We start from the raw sequence: 17,814 nt of genomic DNA on the forward strand, positions 1-17,814 counted from the left end.
ATCGATACGTAAAACGGTAAGTCTGACATAAATGACCGCTATGAGCACTGCAATTACGCGACAGATCGTTCTCGATACCGAAACCACCGGTATGAATCAGATTGGTGCGCACTATGAAGGGCACAAGATAATTGAAATCGGTGCGGTGGAGGTGATCAACCGCCGCCTGACCGGAAACAACTTCCACGTCTATTTAAAGCCGGACCGGCTGGTGGATCCTGAAGCGTTTGGCGTCCACGGTATTGCGGACGAATTCCTGATGGATAAGCCCGCGTTTGGTGATGTGGTCGATGAGTTTCTCGACTATATCCGCGGCGCGGAGCTGGTCATCCATAACGCATCGTTCGATATCGGCTTTATGGACTATGAATTTGCTAAGCTGAATCGCGGCATTCCGAAGACGGATACCTTTTGTAAGGTGACCGATAGCCTGGCCCTGGCGCGTAAAATGTTCCCGGGCAAGCGTAACAGCCTTGATGCCCTCTGTTCACGTTATGAAATAGACAACAGCAAGCGAACGCTGCACGGGGCGTTGCTCGATGCCCAGATTCTGGCCGACGTTTATCTGATGATGACCGGTGGCCAGACGACGATGGCTTTCTCAATGGAAGGGGAAGGGCAGCAGCAGGCCGGAGAAATAGGCATTCAACGCGTTGTGCGCGCCGCCAGCAAATTACGGGTGGTTTACGCCTCTGATGAAGAGCTGATGAACCACGAGTCGCGGCTCGATCTGGTGCAAAAGAAAGGCGGAAGCTGCCTGTGGCGGGCCTGATTTACCCATAAACGCGCTAAAAATAGTCTGTTGGGTGATTTTTGCAGCAAGCGATTCAAAAATGAAGAAAAAGCGTTGACGGAGTAGAGGGGAATCCGTAATATTCGCCTCGTTCCCAAGGGAACAGTAAGTGGAGCGGTAGTTCAGTCGGTTAGAATACCTGCCTGTCACGCAGGGGGTCGCGGGTTCGAGTCCCGTCCGTTCCGCCACTATTCAGAAAGCCTGAATCAGCAATGATTCAGGCTTTCGTCGTTTTAGCCTGCAGAACACATTCTCTTCCCCGTCTTCGCCAGCCATCCGTCGCGCCGGGCTGACAACGTTTGCCCGCGAGCCTGGCGTTAACAGCATTCATATTCTTGTTCCGCGCTGCGGGCGTTTACCTGCAGGGCTCTGGGGCGAGCGGGCGGGATAGCGCTGGTTTGAGGCATAAAAAGGGAGCCTGGGCTCCCCTGCCAGGCTGGCTTTAGCTGAGCGTGAAGGGGTCAGCGTCCTGCCAGGCCGGAAATTTCTCGCGATACTCTTTTAGCGACGTCAGCGAAAGCTCAGCATCCAGGCGAGTCGCCTGATGCGGTTCGGCCGTCGCGATAATCTCACCCTGCGGCGTGATTATCCGACTATCGCCCCGGTAATGGTGCCCGTTGCCATCGGTGCCGACGCGATTGCATCCGGCAACATAAGCCTGATTTTCGATAGCTCTGGCGACCAGCAGCGACTGCCAGTGCATTGAGCGCGGGGCGGGCCAGTTGGCAACATACAGCGCTAAATCGTAGTCGTTATGGTTGCGTGACCATACGGGGAAGCGCAGGTCGTAGCATACCAGCGGCAGAATTCTCCAGCCGCGCCAGGCAAAAATGACCCGCTCGTTACCCGCTGCGTAATGATGATGTTCATCCGCCATGCGAAACAGGTGGCGTTTGTCATAGAAATGGATTTTACCGCCGGGCTCAACCAGCAAGAAGCGGTTAACCGGACCGCGGTCCGTTTGCAGCGCGGCGCTACCGGCAATCAGCGCGTTGGTTTGGTCGGCTTTAGCCTCCATCCAGGCTACCACTTCCTCTTGCGACAGCGACTGTTTTGCTGCTTCCATCGCGAAACCGGTGGTGAACATTTCGGGTAAAACAATGAGGTCACGCCCGGTAATCCCTTCCAGTTGACGATCGAAATGGCGCAGGTTGGCGGGACCGTCCATCCACACCAGCGGTTGTTGTAAAAGGGTAATTTTCAGTCCGGGCACGGTGGTGAACTCCAGTATGATGAGAGGAATTATAATGACTTTAACACCATATCAGCCGATGGACGGCTCAGGGAATATTTTGTAAAAGAATGACAGCCCTGGAAATACCTTCCGCTGAATTGTCAGAAAAAAAGAGAGGCGGGGAAGTCCCCGCCTCGATCGTGATGGGTTTATTTTTTCGTTTTTAAGCCGCTTCGATCTTGCGCACTTTCTCCGGTAGCTTTACCGGGCGGGTCGCCAGTTCATCCGGGGCGAAATCGTCGACGTTAATGCTGCGCAGTCGGCTGGTTTCCGCACGGACCAGGATGTCCGCCTCGTCCTGATTGATTAACCCTTTTGCCAGCGCGTTGCGGGCCAGTTCATCAAGACGCGTAAACGACAGATTCTTGCCCAGCTCTTTGCACAGGCGCTGGTGGATAGGGTCTGCTGCCATAACATCAAGCAGCGCTTCTTCCAGCAGGCCAACCGGATTATGCTCGCTCGGCGTCAGATACTGACCGCGGCCGATACGCGAACGCGTCGCGCTCGGAACCTGCAGGATTTTCGCTACCTTATGATCCAGCTTGTCTGAAGGCGCCAGGTAATGACGTCCGGTCGGGAAGATTGCCACGCGAAGCGCCCCAGCGACCAGACGATTCGGGAAGTTCACCAACAGATCGTCAATCGCCTGCTCGGCCTGATACAGCGCATCCTGCACCCCCCAGTGAACCAGCGGTAAGTCCGCTTCGTTACGCCCCTCATCGTCATAGCGTTTCAGGACCGCCGACGCCAGGTAGAGCTGGCTCAGCACATCGCCCAGACGCGCAGAAATTCTTTCACGACGCTTCAGACTACCGCCCAGCACCGCCATTGAGACATCGGACAGCAGAGCCAGGTTGGCGCTCAGTCGGTTCATATGTTGATAGTAGCGACGAGTGGCATCGCGGGTCGGCGAGCTGCTGGTGAGACCGCGGGTCAGGCCCAGCCAGAAACTGCGTACCTTATTGCTGCCCACGTGCCCGATGTGTTTAAACAGCAGCTTATCGAAAGCGTTAACGTCGTTATTCTGCGCGGCCGCCATTTCATCCAGCACGTACGGATGGCAACGAATCGCACCCTGGCCGAAGATCATCATGCTGCGGGTCAGGATATTCGCCCCTTCAACGGTGATGGCGATCGGCGCGCCCTGATAGGCCCGCGCCAGGAAGTTTCCGGTGCCGAGCATAATGCCCTTACCGCCGGTAATATCCATTGCGTCAATAATGGAACGCTGACCACGGTGAGTACAGTGATACTTCACAATTGCCGACAGTACCGCTGGTTTTTCGCCAAGCATAATGCCGTAGGTAATCAGCGAGGCGGCGGCATCCATTACGTAGGCGTTGCCTGCGATACGCGCCAGCGGTTCTTCGATCCCTTCCATTTTACCGATAGAGATTTTGAACTGGCGGCGAATGTGCGCGTAGGCGCCGGTAGCCATGGCGACGGATTTCAGGCCGCCGGTAGCGTTTGACGGCAGGGTGATGCCGCGTCCCACGGATAAACACTCAACCAGCATCCGCCAGCCCTGGCCGGCCATCGACGGGCCGCCAATAATGTAATCGATAGGAACGAAAATATCTTTCCCCTGGGTCGGGCCGTTCTGGAACGGAACGTTCAGCGGGAAATGGCGACGCCCGATTTCAACGCCGGGGGTGCTGGTGGGGATGAGCGCGCAGGTGATGCCCAGCTCCTCTTCTCCACCCAGCAGGCGGTCTGGATCGGAGAGTTTAAACGCCAGCCCCAGTACGGTGGCGATAGGCGCAAGGGTGATATAGCGTTTGTTCCAGGTCAGGCGCATACCCAGCACCTGCTGGCCCTGCCATTCGCCCATGCAGACGACGCCGGTATCCGGAATGGCGCCGGCATCTGAACCCGCTTCCGGGCTGGTCAGCGCGAAGCACGGGATCTCCTGGCCGCGAGCCAGGCGCGGCAAATAGTGGTTTTTCTGTTCTTCGGTACCGTAATGCTGCAGCAGCTCGCCCGGGCCTAATGAGTTCGGCACGCCGACGGTAATCGCCAGGATCCCGGAGACGCCCGACAGCTTTTGCAGGACGCGAGCCTGCGCGTAGGCGGAGAATTCCAGCCCGCCGTACTCTTTCTTAATGATCATCGCGAAGAAGCGATGCTCTTTCAGATAGGCCCACAGCTCCGGCGGCAGATCGGCCATCTCGTGGGTAATTTCGAAGTCGTTCGCCATACGGCAGGCTTCTTCGACCGGGCCGTCAATAAAGGCTTGTTCTTCAGCGGTGAGGCGCGGCTGCGGATAGTTGTGCAGTTTCTGCCAGTCCGGGTTGCCGCGGAACAGATCGCCTTCCCACCAGGTTGTGCCAGCGTCAATCGCTTCTTTCTCGGTGCGCGACATCGGCGGCATGACCTTACGGAAAGCGCGGAACGCCGGGACTGAAATCATGGATTTACGCATCGGCGCAAGGTTAAACGGCAGTAAAACGATCGCCAGCGGAATCAGCAGCCAGATATTCCACAGCCCCGCAGCGCCGAGCGCGGCGGTCCAGACAAGCAAAATCGCGCTGCTCAGCAGCAGATTGATTCGGTGATAGAAGAGCGCACCGAGTAAAACAACGGTTGCAACAATACTCAAAATCATCATAGAGAAATGCTCCCTGTCTTGTAGGAGGTCTGACCACTTGTGATGATATGGTTGTAGTGGATGTAATTTGTTTTAGCAATGTGTTTACAAAATAATTACAACCTTGCTCACATTGTTGTACGGAAATGCGGCACATAAAATCAAAAGCACAGGGGATTGCATCGCGTGCTGCTTCTCGCTGCGTCGGCTATCCGGTAAACTGCCTGGGTTATCCCACAAATACTGAAGGATTATCCTCATGTACCAGGATCTTATTCGTAACGAACTGAATGAAGCCGCTGAAACGCTGGCTAACTTTCTGCAGGACGAAGCCAACATTCACGCGATTCAGCGTGCTGCGGTGCTGCTGGCGGATAGCTTTAAAGCTGGCGGCAAAGTCCTTTCCTGCGGTAACGGCGGTTCGCACTGCGATGCGATGCATTTTGCGGAAGAACTGACCGGGCGCTATCGTGAAAATCGCCCCGGCTATCCGGCCATTGCGATTTCCGACGTGAGCCATCTCTCTTGCGTCAGCAATGATTTCGGCTATGAATATGTTTTCTCTCGCTATGTAGAATCAGTGGGTCGTGCAGGCGACGTATTACTGGGGATCTCTACTTCCGGTAACTCAGGTAATGTTATCAAAGCGATTGAAGCCGCCCGCGCCCAGGGGATGAAAGTGATTACTCTGACCGGGAAAGATGGCGGTAAAATGGCGGGGTCAGCGGATGTAGAAATTCGCGTACCGCATTTTGGCTACGCCGACCGTATTCAGGAAATCCATATTAAAGTGATTCATATCCTGATTATGCTGATCGAAAAAGAGATGGTTAAAGCTTAAAAGGCTATTTTGTTAGCCATTTTGAACCCGGGCAGTGCTCAAGATCCTCACGTACATGAAGTACGCTCCGGTTTCTGCGCGCTGGCCGTGTCCAAACTGGCTGCACCAATTACGCCTTTTATGTTTCAGTAAGTGGTATGAGGTGAACTATGTGCGAATTGCTCGGGATGAGCGCGAATGTGCCCACAGATATTTGCTTCAGTTTCACCGGGCTGGTGCAGCGCGGTGGCGGAACCGGGCCACATAAAGACGGCTGGGGCATTACGTTTTATGAAGGTAAGGGCTGTCGCACATTTAAAGATCCGCAGCCTAGCTTCCAGTCGCCCATAGCAAAGCTGGTGCAGGAATATCCTATCAAGTCCTGCTCGGTCATCGCCCATATTCGCCAGGCCAACCGGGGTATCGTTGCGCTGGAAAACACTCACCCCTTTACCCGGGAGCTATGGGGGCGCAACTGGACCTACGCCCATAACGGTCAACTGGAGGGGTATGAGAGCCTCGAGACGGGAAGTCTGCATCCTATCGGGGAGACCGACAGCGAAAAGGCCTTCTGCTGGCTGCTGCATAGCATCACCGAGCGCTATCCGGAAATGCCGGGCGATATGGTTGAGGTATTCAGATTTATCGCCACGCTTGCCGGAGCGCTGCGTGAAAAAGGCGTGTTTAACATGCTGCTCTCCGACGGGCGCTACGTGATGGCGTTTTGCTCGACGAATTTATACTGGATTACGCGAAGGGCGCCGTTTGGCGTAGCGACGCTGCTGGATCAGGATGTAGAAATTGACTTTCAACGCGAGACCACACCGAATGATGTGGTCTCCGTTATCGCCACTCAGCCGCTTACCGGCAACGAAACCTGGAATAAAATTATGCCAGGCGAGTGGGCGTTATTTTGCCTCGGGGACCGAGTAGTTTGACGCGAGCTGCGGCTGCACAACTTCGTGGCTGAGCGGTTTGCTCACCACGTAGCGGCCATTGGCTACCGAAACCACCGGCGGCTTATGCGTCTGCCGGAAGTAGTCGTACCCGGGTTTCAGCTGCTGCCAGAAATCCGCGAAGTAGGAAAATTTGTGACGGGCCATGTTGGCGTCGGTCATGCGGAAAGGATAAATGCTCACCTGAACGTTGGGCTGGCCGAAGACTAACGCGCCGGTGACGAACTGGAAGATTTCATCAATGCCGGTATCGGTCATGGCGTAACAGCCAACGGATACGCAGGCACCGTGAATCATCAGATACTTTCCTTCATAGCCATGCGCGCGATCGTAGGCGTTCGGGAAACCGATATTGATCGCTTTGTAGAAACGGCTGTCGGGTTTTAGCTGATTGCGGGAAACGTTATAGAAACCTTCGGGGCTCTTGAAATCGCCCTGGCGCTGCTTTGGACCGAGCCCGCCGGAGTAGTTACAGATTCGGTAGCTGTCGAGAAGCTGGTAGGTTTCGCCCATCTTGACGTAAAGATCGAGCATGCGCTCTTCTTTGAAGATCTCAATGTAGACCGGCGAACCCATGAGCTGCTGCTTATACTCTTTGCTCATCGGCGTTGTCGAGCTGTTACTGCTAAGTAGCCCTGCGAATGAAACGCACGGCAACAGAAGCATCGCAATAAATAATGCGATTTTGCGCATACTACTTGTTCCTTGATAAAACAAATAACCACATTGCCAGGACGGCAAGAGAGACCCGAAATCAGAGTTTTCTGGTTTTAGAGCGCTCACATTAGCATCACGGCATTTTTTCGCAAGCACGACGTGCCACGTTTACGTTTTAGTTTTCCGTTATAGCGAATATTCAGGTAAAGCGCAGTCAGAACTTTGCGTAATAGCTCGCATTTTAGAACGACTTAATGGCAGTTTGTCTACAGGCGCTGCTCACGAAATGTTACACTTGCTCCGCTAAATACTCAGGGTAAGAAAGGATGCTTCTCTCCCGTCTTGTGAATCACCAGGACTACGATGTTCCTTTCTTCCTCTTATTTTCCATTAATTATGCTGGCCTCGGCCTGATGCCGGGGTTTACGTAACGGATACCTGCTAACGATATGATTAAAATCACGAAAGGGCTAAATTTGCCCATAGCTGGCATGCCATCACAGCAGATTTCTTCGAAGACTGCGGTCAAGCGCGTTGCGCTGTTGGGTGAAGAGTACATCGGTATGCGCCCCTCAATGGCGGTGCGTGAAGGAGACCGGGTACAAAAAGGTCAGCTTCTGTTCGAAGATAAAAGAAATCCTGGCGTGCGATTTACTGCCCCTGCGAGTGGAACCATCAGCGCCATTCATCGCGGCGAACGGCGGGTTCTGCAATCGGTCGTTATTGACGTAGATGGCGATGATGCCGTTCACTTTCCCCGCTATGAATTAGCCGATCTTGCCGCGTTGACGCGCGAGGCCGTGCAGCAGCAGCTGGTGGAGTCGGGGATGTGGACGGCGTTTCGCACCCGCCCTTTCAGCAAAATACCTGCGCCGGGCAGCGTTCCAGCGGCCATATTTGTCACCGCCATAGATACGAATCCACTGGCGGCAGACCCTCAGCCAATCATTCTGGCCCAGCGCGAGGCTTTTGACGCGGGCTTAACCCTGTTGACGCGGTTGACCGACGGTAAGGTCCACGTCTGCCAGGCCAGCGGTGGCAAGCTTGGCGGGCATCCCGTGGGCCAGGTGACCTTCAACCAGTTTGCCGGGCCGCATCCGGCCGGGCTGGTCGGGACCCATATCCATTTTCTCGAGCCGGTTAGCCTGAAAAAGCAGGTCTGGCATCTTAACTATCAGGACGTTATCGCCGTTGGCAAATTGTTCCTTGAAGGGGAGTTGTCTAGCGAACGTATCGTTGCGCTCGGCGGCCCGCAGGTGAAAGAGCCTCGTTTATTAAAGACCTGCTCTGGCGCCAGCCTTGATGAACTGCTGGCAGATGAACTTCTGGATGATGAAAACCGCGTTATTTCTGGTTCAGTCCTCAGCGGAACGCATGCTCAAGGGCCCCATGCTTTTCTTGGCCGCTTTCATTTACAGATAAGCGTCGTAAAAGAGGGGCGTGAGAAGGAGCTGTTCGGCTGGGTAATGCCCGGGAAAGATAAATTTTCCATCACCCGCACCACGCTCGGCCATTTTATGAAGCGTAAGCTATTTAATTTCTCGACGGATACCAACGGCGGCGAGCGGGCTATGGTGCCGATTGGCAACTATGAGCGAGTGATGCCGCTGGATATTCTGCCCACCATGCTGCTGCGTGATTTGCTGGCGGGGGATACCGACAGCGCGCAGGCGCTGGGCTGTCTGGAACTGGATGAAGAAGACCTGGCGCTTTGCACCTACGTATGTCCCGGCAAGTACGAATATGGCCCGGCATTGCGCAGCGTGTTAACCCAGATAGAGCAGGAAGGATAAGTGATGGGCTTAAAGCAACTGTTTGACAAAATTGAGCCGCACTTTACGCACGGCGGCAAGCTGGAAAAATACTATCCGCTGTTTGAAGCGACGGCGACGCTGTTCTACACCCCCGGGCAGGTCACGCGCGGCGCGGCGCACGTCAGAGACGCCATCGATCTCAAGCGGATGATGATTCTGGTGTGGTTCGCCGTTTTCCCGGCGATGTTCTGGGGAATGTATAACGTTGGCCTGCAGACCATTCCGGCACTGCATAAATTATACGGCGCTGAGCAGCTGCAGCAGGTTATCGCCGGGAACTGGCACTACAGCATCGCGCAGTGGTTGGGGGTGAACTTCACCGCTGACGCCGGTTGGCTCAGTATGATGACCCTGGGGGCCGTATTTTTCCTGCCTATCTACATCACCGTGTTTCTTGTCGGCGGGTTCTGGGAAGTCTTGTTTGCTATCGTGCGCAAGCACGAAATAAACGAAGGCTTCTTCGTGACGTCAATTCTGTTCGCGCTGATTGTGCCGCCATCGCTGCCGCTATGGCAGGCCGCGTTCGGGATTACCTTCGGCGTCGTCATGGCCAAGGAGATTTTTGGCGGAACCGGGCGTAACTTTCTCAACCCGGCGCTGGCGGGGCGCGCGTTTTTATTCTTTGCCTGGCCGGCGCAAATTTCCGGCGACCTGGTGTGGACTGCGGCGGATGGTTTCTCCGGCGCGACGCCGTTATCCCAGTGGGCAAGCGGCGGCGGTGAATCGCTGGTTAACGTCTCTACCGGCCAGCCGGTAAGCTGGATGGACGCCTTCCTCGGCAATATCCCGGGGTCGATTGGCGAAGTCTCGACGCTGATGATTCTCATCGGCGGCGCCATCATCATTTTTGGTCGCGTGGCCTCGTGGCGCATTGTCGCAGGGGTTTTCATCGGCATGGTGGCCACCGCGACGCTGTTTAACTTTATAGGCTCTGATACCAACCCGATGTTTGCCATGCCGTGGTACTGGCATCTGGTGCTCGGCGGTTTTGCTTTCGGCATGATGTTTATGGCGACGGACCCGGTGTCCGCGTCGTTTACGGATAAAGGTAAATGGAGCTATGGCCTGCTGATCGGCGTGATGTGCGTCCTGATTCGCGTGGTCAACCCGGCCTATCCGGAAGGGATGATGCTGGCGATCCTCTTCGCCAACCTCTTCGCGCCGCTGTTTGATTACCTGGTGGTGCGGGCCAATATTAAGCGGAGGAAATCGCGTGGCTGAGAATAAAAGTAACGATAGCATCGGCAAAACGCTGCTGGTGGTGCTGGTGCTTTGTCTGGTCTGCTCAATCGTGGTCGCCGGTTCTGCCGTGGGGCTAAAATCGCGCCAGCAGGAGCAGCGCGCTCTCGATAAACAGCGCAATATCCTGGCGGTTGCCGGTCTGATGAAGCAGGGAATGAGCGCAGATGAAGTGGCTGACATTTTTAAGGCCCATATCTCTCCGCGTTTAGTCGATTTAGCCAGCGGTGAGCTGCTGGATAAAGATCCGGGCAAGTTTAATCAGGCTCAGGCCCTGAAAGACCCTCAGCAGAGCCTACAGCTGGAGGCGAGTCAGGATCCTGCCGGTATCAAACGCCGCAGTAATATTGCCGAAATTTACCTGGTGCGCGATGAAAAGCAGCAGATTCAGGAAGTGGTACTGCCAATTTACGGTAACGGCCTGTGGTCGGTGATGTACGCTTTTGTTGCGCTGGAAACCGATGGCCGCACGGTCAAAGGGATCACCTATTACGATCACGGTGAAACGCCGGGGCTGGGCGGGGAAATTGAAAATCCCAACTGGCGCCAGCAGTTCGTCGGTAAACAAGTGCTTGATGATAAAGGGATGCCTGCGCTGAGAATCGTCAAAGGCGGCGCGCGTCCTGGCGACCTGCACGCCGTTGATGGCCTGTCGGGCGCAACGCTGACGTCAAACGGCGTGCAGCATAGCTTTGATTTCTGGATGGGCAAACTGGGCTTTGGCCCATTCCTGCAAAAGGTGCGTGAAGGGGAGCTGAATAATGGCTGATTTGGGCGACATGAAAGAAATGAAGCGCGTGCTGGTGGGGCCGCTTATCGCTAATAACCCTATCACTCTGCAGGTTCTGGGCGTCTGCTCCGCGCTGGCGGTGACCACCAAGCTGGAGACCGCTTTTGTAATGACCATTGCGGTGACGCTGGTTACGGCATTCTCCAGCATGTTTATCTCCATGATTCGCCACCACATTCCGAATAGCGTGCGCATCATTGTACAGATGGCGATTATCGCTTCGTTGGTTATCGTCGTCGATCAGGTGCTACGCGCGTTTGCCTATGAGATCTCGAAACAGCTTTCGGTTTTCGTCGGTTTGATCATCACTAACTGTATCGTGATGGGGCGCGCCGAAGCCTATGCCATGAAGTCACCGCCGTTGGCGAGCTTTATGGACGGTATTGGCAACGGTCTGGGATACGGGGCGATCCTAATCATCGTCGGTTTCCTGAGAGAGCTGATCGGCAGTGGTAAGCTATTCGGTATTACCGTGCTGGAAACGGTGCAGAACGGCGGCTGGTACCAGCCAAATGGTCTGTTTCTTCTGGCGCCCAGTGCGTTCTTCATTATCGGTTTGTTGATTTGGGCGGTGCGCAGCTGGAAGCCTGAACAGCAGGAAAAGGAGTAACCGATTATGGCTCATTATATTAGCCTGTTTGTTCGCGCCGTGTTTGTTGAAAATATGGCGCTGGCCTTCTTTCTTGGGATGTGTACTTTCCTCGCGGTATCGAAAAAGGTCTCGACCGCTTTCGGACTCGGCGTGGCGGTAACGGTCGTACTTGGGCTGGCGGTGCCGATCAATAATCTGGTGTATAACCTGGTGCTGCGCGACGGTGCGCTGGTTGAAGGCGTCGACTTAAGCTTTCTGAACTTTATCACCTTTATTGGCGTGATTGCCGCGCTGGTGCAAATCCTGGAGATGATCCTCGATAAGTACTTCCCGACGCTCTATAACGCGCTGGGGATCTTCCTGCCGCTGATCGCCGTCAACTGTGCGATCTTTGGCGGCGTCTCCTTCATGGTGCAGCGTGACTATAACTTCACCGAATCCATCGTTTACGGCTTTGGCTCCGGCATCGGCTGGCTGCTGGCAATTGTGGCGATGGCGGGCATTCGTGAAAAAATGAAATACGCAAACGTGCCTGCGGGTCTGCGCGGGTTAGGGATCACCTTTATTACCACGGGTCTGATGGCGCTGGGCTTTATGTCATTCTCCGGTGTGCAGCTATAAGGGCGGAAAGTATGGAAATAATTCTTGGCGTAGTGATGTTCACGCTGATCGTCCTGGTACTATCGGGGCTGATACTGGCCGCGCGTTCGAAATTAGTGAATGCGGGCGACGTGGTCATTGAAATCAATAACGAAGCGGATAAACAAATTCGTACTCCGGCCGGCGACAAGCTGCTGAATACGCTCTCCAGCAACGGTATCTTTGTTTCATCCGCCTGCGGCGGCGGCGGCTCCTGCGGCCAGTGCCGGGTGACGGTGAAAGAGGGCGGCGGTGATATTCTGCCTACCGAACTGTCTCATATCACCAAGCGTGAGGCGAGAGAGGGCTGCCGTCTGGCCTGCCAGGTCGCGGTGAAGCAGAACATGAAAATTGAGCTGCCGGAGGAGATTTTTGGCGTTAAGAAGTGGGAGTGTGAAGTTATCTCGAACGATAACAAAGCCACTTTTATCAAGGAGCTGAAGCTGCGCGTGCCGGACGGTGACGCGGTTCCGTTCCGGGCCGGCGGGTATATTCAGATCGAATGCCCCTCGCACAAGGTTGCCTATGCCGATTTTGACGTTCCGGACGAGTATCGCGGCGACTGGGATAAATTTAACCTTTTCCGCTACGTCTCTGACGTGAAAGAGCCAACGCTACGCGCCTACTCCATGGCTAACTATCCGGAAGAGAAGGGTATCATCATGCTCAACGTGCGTATTGCAACGCCGCCGCCGCAGGTACCTGATGCGCCTCCGGGGATCATGTCCTCCTATATCTGGTCGCTGAAGCCGGGCGATAAAGTGACGATTTCCGGGCCGTTTGGGGAATTTTTTGCCAAAGAAACGGACGCTGAGATGGTCTTTATCGGCGGCGGAGCGGGGATGGCGCCGATGCGCTCGCATATTTTCGACCAGCTTAAGCGGCTGCACAGCAAACGTAAAATCAGCTTCTGGTACGGTGCGCGCTCTCTGCGAGAAATGTTCTATGATGACGAATTCGAGCAGCTGGCGCGGGAAAACCCGAATTTTACCTTCCACGTGGCGCTCTCCGATCCGCAGCCGGAAGATAACTGGACCGGCCATACCGGCTTTATTCATAACGTTCTGTATGAAAACTATCTGCGCGATCACCCGGCGCCGGAAGATTGTGAATTCTACATGTGCGGGCCGCCGGTGATGAACGCCGCGGTCATTAAAATGCTTAAAGATCTCGGCGTTGAGGATGAAAACATCATGCTGGACGATTTTGGAGGCTGATGATGCTGACGGTATTTGTCGCGACCTTTGTGATTTTCGCGCTGGTTATCCTGGGAATGTCGCTTGGTTATCTGATCAAGCGCAAAAGTATTCAGGGCAGCTGCGGCGGGATCTCATCGCTGGGTATGGAAAAGGTCTGCGACTGTCCCGAGCCCTGCGATGCGCGCAAAAAACGCCTGGCTCGCGAAGCGCAGCGCAAGCAGGATCGCATCCTATAAACAGCAGGCCGCACCGTGCGGCCTTTTTTGATTTACCAGGCTTTCGCTTTCGCCGGCGAGTCTACCATTACGCCGTCGGCGCCAAGCTCGCTTGCGGTACGAAAATCATCGGCACTATTAATGCCGAAGAAGACAATATGGGCTTTGCCCTGTGAGCGGAAACAATCCATAGCTTCTTTATCCCAGGTGAGCGTGGCTGGCGATACGCCTTCGCCCAGCGTGAACTTCTCCACTACTTCTACCTTGCGTTTCAGCTCCAGACCGTACCAGTATTCATTGCCCGACGCCGCGGTTGGCTGGCACTGGTGGCTAAGTGAAATATTAGCCAGCTTCGTTCGCGTTTCGCCCCGGCTGACGAAATGGGGGATTGATGCTGGCAGCGCCGCGATATAGCGGTCTTCCGTTGAATACACCCGTACGCGCGAGAGGCTATTGGTTTTTTGCAGTACTTCGCTAAGACGCGCCGCCATGATGGCCGGATCTGCATCAGGCGATTTGATATCGATGTAAAAGAAGGTCTGCGGCCACTGTTCCAGTACCGATTGCAGCGTTGGAATGGTTGCGTTTTTACCGCGCCAGGGGTGAGTTTCACCGCCCCATGTCCATCCCGCGTCCATACGGGTCAGCTCGGCAGCGCTGAAGCTTGAGATTTTCCCCGTATGGTCAGTCAGCGCGGACAGATCGCTCGGGCGATATAAGACCGGAACGCCATCCTGGCTTAATTGTACCGTTATCCAAATCGCCTCGGCCTTATTCTCCAGCGCAAGTTTTATCGCCGGAAGGGTATTTTCCGGCGCATCGCCGGTGCCTCCCCGATGCGCAATGAGCTGCGGCGCGGCGCAGGCGCTGCTGGCAATAAGCAAACCAAGCGCAGTAAGTATTGATTTCATGATTGCATTCACCTTATATGCTCATATAACTATATGAAAAGTAACTTATATTTATTGCAATTTTATGTTGTAGCACGTTTTTCAGGATAGTGGATTTAAAAAGATTAAATTTCGCCGTATTTTGCTATACTGTATGCATGTACAGTCTAAGGTTTGGCTATGCGTAAAATCATCCACGTTGATATGGACTGCTTCTTCGCGGCGGTGGAAATGCGTGACAACCCGGCACTGCGCGACATCCCTATTGCCATTGGCGGCAGTCGGGTGCAGCGCGGTGTTATCAGTACGGCTAACTATCCGGCGCGTAAATTCGGCGTGCGCAGCGCCATGCCAACCGCCACCGCGCTCAAACTTTGCCCCCACCTGACGCTGCTTCCCGGCCGCTTTGACGCCTATAAAGAGGCGTCGAACCATATCCGGGAAATTTTTTCCCGCTATACCTCGTTAATCGAACCATTATCGCTGGATGAAGCCTATCTCGACGTTAGCGACAGCGTTCATTGTCAGGGGTCGGCGACGCTGATGGCGCAGGAGATCCGCGAGACCATCCATCGTGAGCTAAATTTGACCGCTTCGGCAGGAATTGCGCCGGTAAAATTTCTCGCAAAAATCGCCTCGGATCTGAATAAACCCAACGGTCAGTTTGTTATTGCGCCGCATCAGGTCGCGGAGTTTGTCAAAACGTTGCCGCTATCGAAGATCCCGGGGGTAGGCAAGGTTTCCGCCGCAAAGCTCGAGAGCATGGGGCTGAGGACCTGTGAAGATGTGCAGAACAGCGATCTGGCGATGCTGCTCAAGCGCTTTGGTAAATTTGGGCGGATACTGTGGGAACGCAGCCAGGGGATTGATGAACGAGAAATCAGCAGCGAGCGCCAGCGCAAATCGGTGGGCGTTGAACGAACCCTGATAGAAGATATCCACGAATGGGTGGAGTGTGAATCGATTATTGAGAACCTCTACCCGGAGCTGGAACGGCGACTGGCGAAGGTTAAACCGGATTTGCTGATTGCCCGTCAGGGGGTCAAGCTGAAGTTTAATGATTTTCAGCTCACCACCCAGGAACATGTCTGGCCCCGGCTGAATAAAGATGATTTGATTTCTACCGCGCATAAAGCCTGGCACGAGCGGCGCGGAGGTCGGGGAGTCAGGCTGGTGGGGCTGCACGTGACGCTGCTTGATCCGCAGCTGGAGCGGCAACTCGTTTTGGGATTGTAACAATGTTAACGATAAGAATGTACGAAGAGCGGGATTTTCCGGCGCTATGCGCACTATTTTTACGCGCCGTTAAAGAGACCGCCAGCGCTGACTATTCCCCCCGGCAAATTGCCGCCTGGGCGCAGGTTGATGAAGCCCGCTGGCGGCAAAAACTTGCGGCGTCACGCGTACTGGTGGCAATAAATGATGCCTCGCCGGTCGGGTTTATTACCGCCGTGGATGACTATATCGATTTACTATTTGTCTCTCCCGACTATAGCCGCCAGGGCGTCGCCAGCGCGCTGCTCAATACGCTATTGAGGCAGCTTCCTGAGCGCGCTTATAGGGTAGAGGCCAGTATTACGGCAAAGCCCTTTTTTGCGCGTCACGGCTTCACGGTTATTCAGCCACAGGAAGTGACGGCGCGGGGTGAACGATTTCTTAATTATTTGATGCGGCGGCAAATCGACCCCACATACAGCGCGTGACAGGTATGCCCGGATGCGGTTACCACAATCGGCACGGCGTGCTTTCGCTCGGTCATTTTATAAAGAAAAGGCCCACTCTCTGCGGAGTGGGCCTGTGTTGTCTTACTTCGCCGGAATGGATTTCAGCAGTTCAGTCAACAGCGTCCAGTACTGGCCCACGCTTTCGATATGAACCTGCTCATCCGGGGAGTGAGGACCGGTGATGGTTGGCCCGATAGAAACCATGTCCATATCCGGATACGGTTTTTTGAACAGACCGCACTCCAGGCCCGCGTGGATAATCTGGATGTTCGGCGTCTTGTTGAAAAGACGCTGATAGGTTTCACGCACCAGATGCATCACCGGCGAGTTGGCGTCCGGCTGCCAGCCCGGGTAGGCGCCTTTCGCTTCGGTTTTTGCACCGGCCAGCTTGCCCAGCGAATCCAGCATGCTCACGACATAATTTTTGCCGCTGTCGATCAGCGAGCGAATCAGGCAGTGAATCTGCACGTTGTCGCCGGTCATGGTCACCACACCGACGTTCAGCGAGGTTTCCACCACGCCTTTTGCCACATCAGAGTTGCGGATGACGCCGTTTGGCGTGGCGTTCAGCAGACGCACAAAGGTATCACGAGATTGGGCCGTCAGCGCAGGCTGCTCGTTAGCAACCGACTCCAGCAGCACAGTCAGGTTTTTCTCTTTGGCCGCCAGCTCGTTTTTCAGGATCGCCTGGTATTCATTAGCCAGCGCTTTCAGCGCGTCCGCTTTATCCGCGGCCACGGCGACCGTCGCGAACGCTTCACGCGGGATCGCGTTGCGCAGGGTGCCGCCGTTGAAATCGACCAGGCGCAGATCCAGCTCTTCAGCATGGCCTGCGAGGAAGCGTGCCAGCAGCTTGTTGGCATTACCTAAACCAACGTGGATCTCGCCGCCGGAGTGGCCGCCTTTGAGTCCTTTAAGGGTCAGCTTAAAGCTCTGGAAACCGGCCGGAACGGCTTCACGGGTCAGCGCCAGGTCAGAGGTGAAGTCGATACCCCCCGCGCAGCCCATGTAAATCTCACCTTCTTCTTCGGAGTCGGTGTTGATCAGGATATCCGCCTGCAGCCAGTTGGCCTGCAGGCCAAACGCGCCGTCCATACCGGCTTCTTCCGTCATGGTCAGCAGCACTTCCAGCGGGCCGTGAACCACGTTGTCGTCAGCCAGTACCGCCAGCGCGGAAGCCATGCCGATACCGTTGTCGGCGCCCAGGGTGGTGCCGCGCGCTTTGACCCACTCGCCGTCGATGTACGGCTGAATCGGGTCCTTAGCGAAGTCATGAACGGTATCGTTATTTTTCTGCGGCACCATATCGAGGTGCGCCTGCAGCACAACCGGTTTGCGGTTTTCCATACCGGCAGTCGCGCCTTTACGAATCAGAATGTTGCCAACCTGGTCGCGTTCCGCGTGTAAGCCTTTTTCTTTTGCCCAGCCCATGATGTGCTCAGCGAGCTGTTCTTCGTGATAGGAGGGGTGAGGAATAGAGCAGATTTTGGCAAAAATATCCCACAGCGGCTGCGGGGATAATTGAGACAGTTCAGACACGATAAGTCTCCTTACAATCACCTGCAAAAGTCGTTTGCAGATCGAGGGGTTAGCAATCAAATACACTACAAGCCCGGGCTTGCGCGATGGGGTTGAGAATACCACTTTCCGTGTACTCTGGTAGTG

General features: G+C 54.9%; 17 protein-coding genes and 1 tRNA gene. 13 read left to right on the forward strand and 5 right to left on the reverse strand.

The genetic code is table 11. The features are described from left to right. Positions 1-40: 40 nt before the first annotated feature. Together dnaQ and BJF97_RS05975 are read left to right on the forward strand one after the other, a co-directional pair. Positions 41-772, forward strand: coding sequence for a DNA polymerase III subunit epsilon (dnaQ, locus tag BJF97_RS05970; RefSeq protein WP_014228028.1), 732 nt, complete (start codon positions 41-43; stop codon positions 770-772). A 132-nt stretch (positions 773-904) separates the two neighbouring features. Next, positions 905-981, forward strand: a tRNA-Asp gene (locus tag BJF97_RS05975). A gap of 254 nt (positions 982-1,235) precedes the next feature. On the opposite strand, the gene BJF97_RS05980 is transcribed toward BJF97_RS05975, so the two are convergent. Beyond that, positions 1,236-2,006: an amidohydrolase gene (locus tag BJF97_RS05980; protein WP_014837467.1), complete on the reverse strand. Its 771-nt coding sequence runs from the start codon at positions 2,004-2,006 to the stop codon at positions 1,236-1,238. Positions 2,007-2,190: 184 nt separating this feature from the next. Continuing rightward, positions 2,191-4,635 carry an acyl-CoA dehydrogenase FadE gene (fadE, locus tag BJF97_RS05985; protein ID WP_014837468.1) on the reverse strand — a complete coding sequence of 815 codons (2,445 nt, stop codon included), beginning with the start codon at positions 4,633-4,635 and terminating at the stop codon, positions 2,191-2,193. A gap of 238 nt (positions 4,636-4,873) precedes the next feature. Between fadE and lpcA the strand changes: the two genes are divergently transcribed. After that, positions 4,874-5,455 carry a D-sedoheptulose 7-phosphate isomerase gene (gene lpcA, locus BJF97_RS05990; RefSeq protein WP_004099149.1) on the forward strand — a complete coding sequence of 194 codons (582 nt, stop codon included), beginning with the start codon at positions 4,874-4,876 and terminating at the stop codon, positions 5,453-5,455. Between the two features lie 149 nt (positions 5,456-5,604). Then, positions 5,605-6,372, forward strand: a complete 768-nt coding sequence (locus tag BJF97_RS05995) for a class II glutamine amidotransferase (protein WP_004847917.1) — start codon at positions 5,605-5,607, stop codon at positions 6,370-6,372. On the opposite strand, the gene dpaA is transcribed toward BJF97_RS05995, so the two are convergent. Beyond that, the gene (gene dpaA, locus BJF97_RS06000; protein WP_014228031.1) at positions 6,343-7,083 is read right to left on the reverse strand and encodes a peptidoglycan meso-diaminopimelic acid protein amidase; all 741 of its coding nucleotides are present in this window, start codon (positions 7,081-7,083) and stop codon (positions 6,343-6,345) included. The two genes, BJF97_RS05995 and dpaA, sit on opposite strands and share 30 nt — an antisense overlap. Before the next feature lie 413 nt (positions 7,084-7,496). Between dpaA and BJF97_RS06005 the strand changes: the two genes are divergently transcribed. Genes BJF97_RS06005 through nqrM form a run of 7 tightly spaced genes read left to right on the forward strand, consistent with a single transcriptional unit; the run spans position 7,497 to position 13,556 of the window. Continuing rightward, complete coding sequence (locus tag BJF97_RS06005) at positions 7,497-8,840, forward strand: Na(+)-translocating NADH-quinone reductase subunit A (protein WP_004847919.1); 1,344 nt, start codon at positions 7,497-7,499, stop codon at positions 8,838-8,840. A gap of 3 nt (positions 8,841-8,843) precedes the next feature. Then, entirely contained in the window at positions 8,844-10,082 is a 1,239-nt protein-coding gene (locus tag BJF97_RS06010; protein ID WP_004847922.1) for an NADH:ubiquinone reductase (Na(+)-transporting) subunit B, read from the forward strand. Then, positions 10,075-10,869 (forward strand): Na(+)-translocating NADH-quinone reductase subunit C, encoded by a 795-nt coding sequence (locus tag BJF97_RS06015; protein ID WP_004847924.1) that lies wholly within the window; start codon positions 10,075-10,077, stop codon positions 10,867-10,869. The genes BJF97_RS06010 and BJF97_RS06015 overlap by 8 nt, the downstream gene beginning before the upstream one ends. Further along, positions 10,862-11,500: an NADH:ubiquinone reductase (Na(+)-transporting) subunit D gene (locus tag BJF97_RS06020; RefSeq protein WP_004099162.1), complete on the forward strand. Its 639-nt coding sequence runs from the start codon at positions 10,862-10,864 to the stop codon at positions 11,498-11,500. The genes BJF97_RS06015 and BJF97_RS06020 overlap by 8 nt, the downstream gene beginning before the upstream one ends. Positions 11,501-11,506: 6 nt before the next feature. Further along, positions 11,507-12,103, forward strand: a complete 597-nt coding sequence (gene nqrE, locus BJF97_RS06025; protein ID WP_004847929.1) for an NADH:ubiquinone reductase (Na(+)-transporting) subunit E — start codon at positions 11,507-11,509, stop codon at positions 12,101-12,103. A gap of 11 nt (positions 12,104-12,114) precedes the next feature. Further along, positions 12,115-13,338: an NADH:ubiquinone reductase (Na(+)-transporting) subunit F gene (nqrF, locus tag BJF97_RS06030; protein ID WP_004847931.1), complete on the forward strand. Its 1,224-nt coding sequence runs from the start codon at positions 12,115-12,117 to the stop codon at positions 13,336-13,338. Positions 13,339-13,340: 2 nt separating this feature from the next. Further along, on the forward strand, positions 13,341-13,556 hold the full coding sequence (gene nqrM / locus BJF97_RS06035) for a (Na+)-NQR maturation NqrM (RefSeq protein ID WP_004847934.1): 216 nt from the start codon (positions 13,341-13,343) through the stop codon (positions 13,554-13,556). Positions 13,557-13,588: 32 nt separating this feature from the next. On the opposite strand, the gene BJF97_RS06040 is transcribed toward nqrM, so the two are convergent. After that, on the reverse strand, positions 13,589-14,446 hold the full coding sequence (locus tag BJF97_RS06040; RefSeq protein WP_014228033.1) for a glycerophosphodiester phosphodiesterase family protein: 858 nt from the start codon (positions 14,444-14,446) through the stop codon (positions 13,589-13,591). A 159-nt stretch (positions 14,447-14,605) separates the two neighbouring features. Between BJF97_RS06040 and dinB the strand changes: the two genes are divergently transcribed. Next, positions 14,606-15,661, forward strand: a complete 1,056-nt coding sequence (gene dinB / locus BJF97_RS06045; protein WP_014228034.1) for a DNA polymerase IV — start codon at positions 14,606-14,608, stop codon at positions 15,659-15,661. A gap of 2 nt (positions 15,662-15,663) precedes the next feature. Further along, on the forward strand, positions 15,664-16,128 hold the full coding sequence (locus BJF97_RS06050; RefSeq protein WP_032693183.1) for a GNAT family N-acetyltransferase: 465 nt from the start codon (positions 15,664-15,666) through the stop codon (positions 16,126-16,128). Between the two features lie 102 nt (positions 16,129-16,230). On the opposite strand, the gene pepD is transcribed toward BJF97_RS06050, so the two are convergent. Then, positions 16,231-17,688 carry a cytosol nonspecific dipeptidase gene (gene pepD / locus BJF97_RS06055; RefSeq protein ID WP_014228036.1) on the reverse strand — a complete coding sequence of 486 codons (1,458 nt, stop codon included), beginning with the start codon at positions 17,686-17,688 and terminating at the stop codon, positions 16,231-16,233. Between the last annotated feature and the right edge of the window lie 126 nt (positions 17,689-17,814).

The organism is Klebsiella sp. LTGPAF-6F (assembly GCF_001753185.1).
GTDB classification, from domain to species: Bacteria; Pseudomonadota; Gammaproteobacteria; order Enterobacterales; family Enterobacteriaceae; genus Klebsiella; species Klebsiella michiganensis.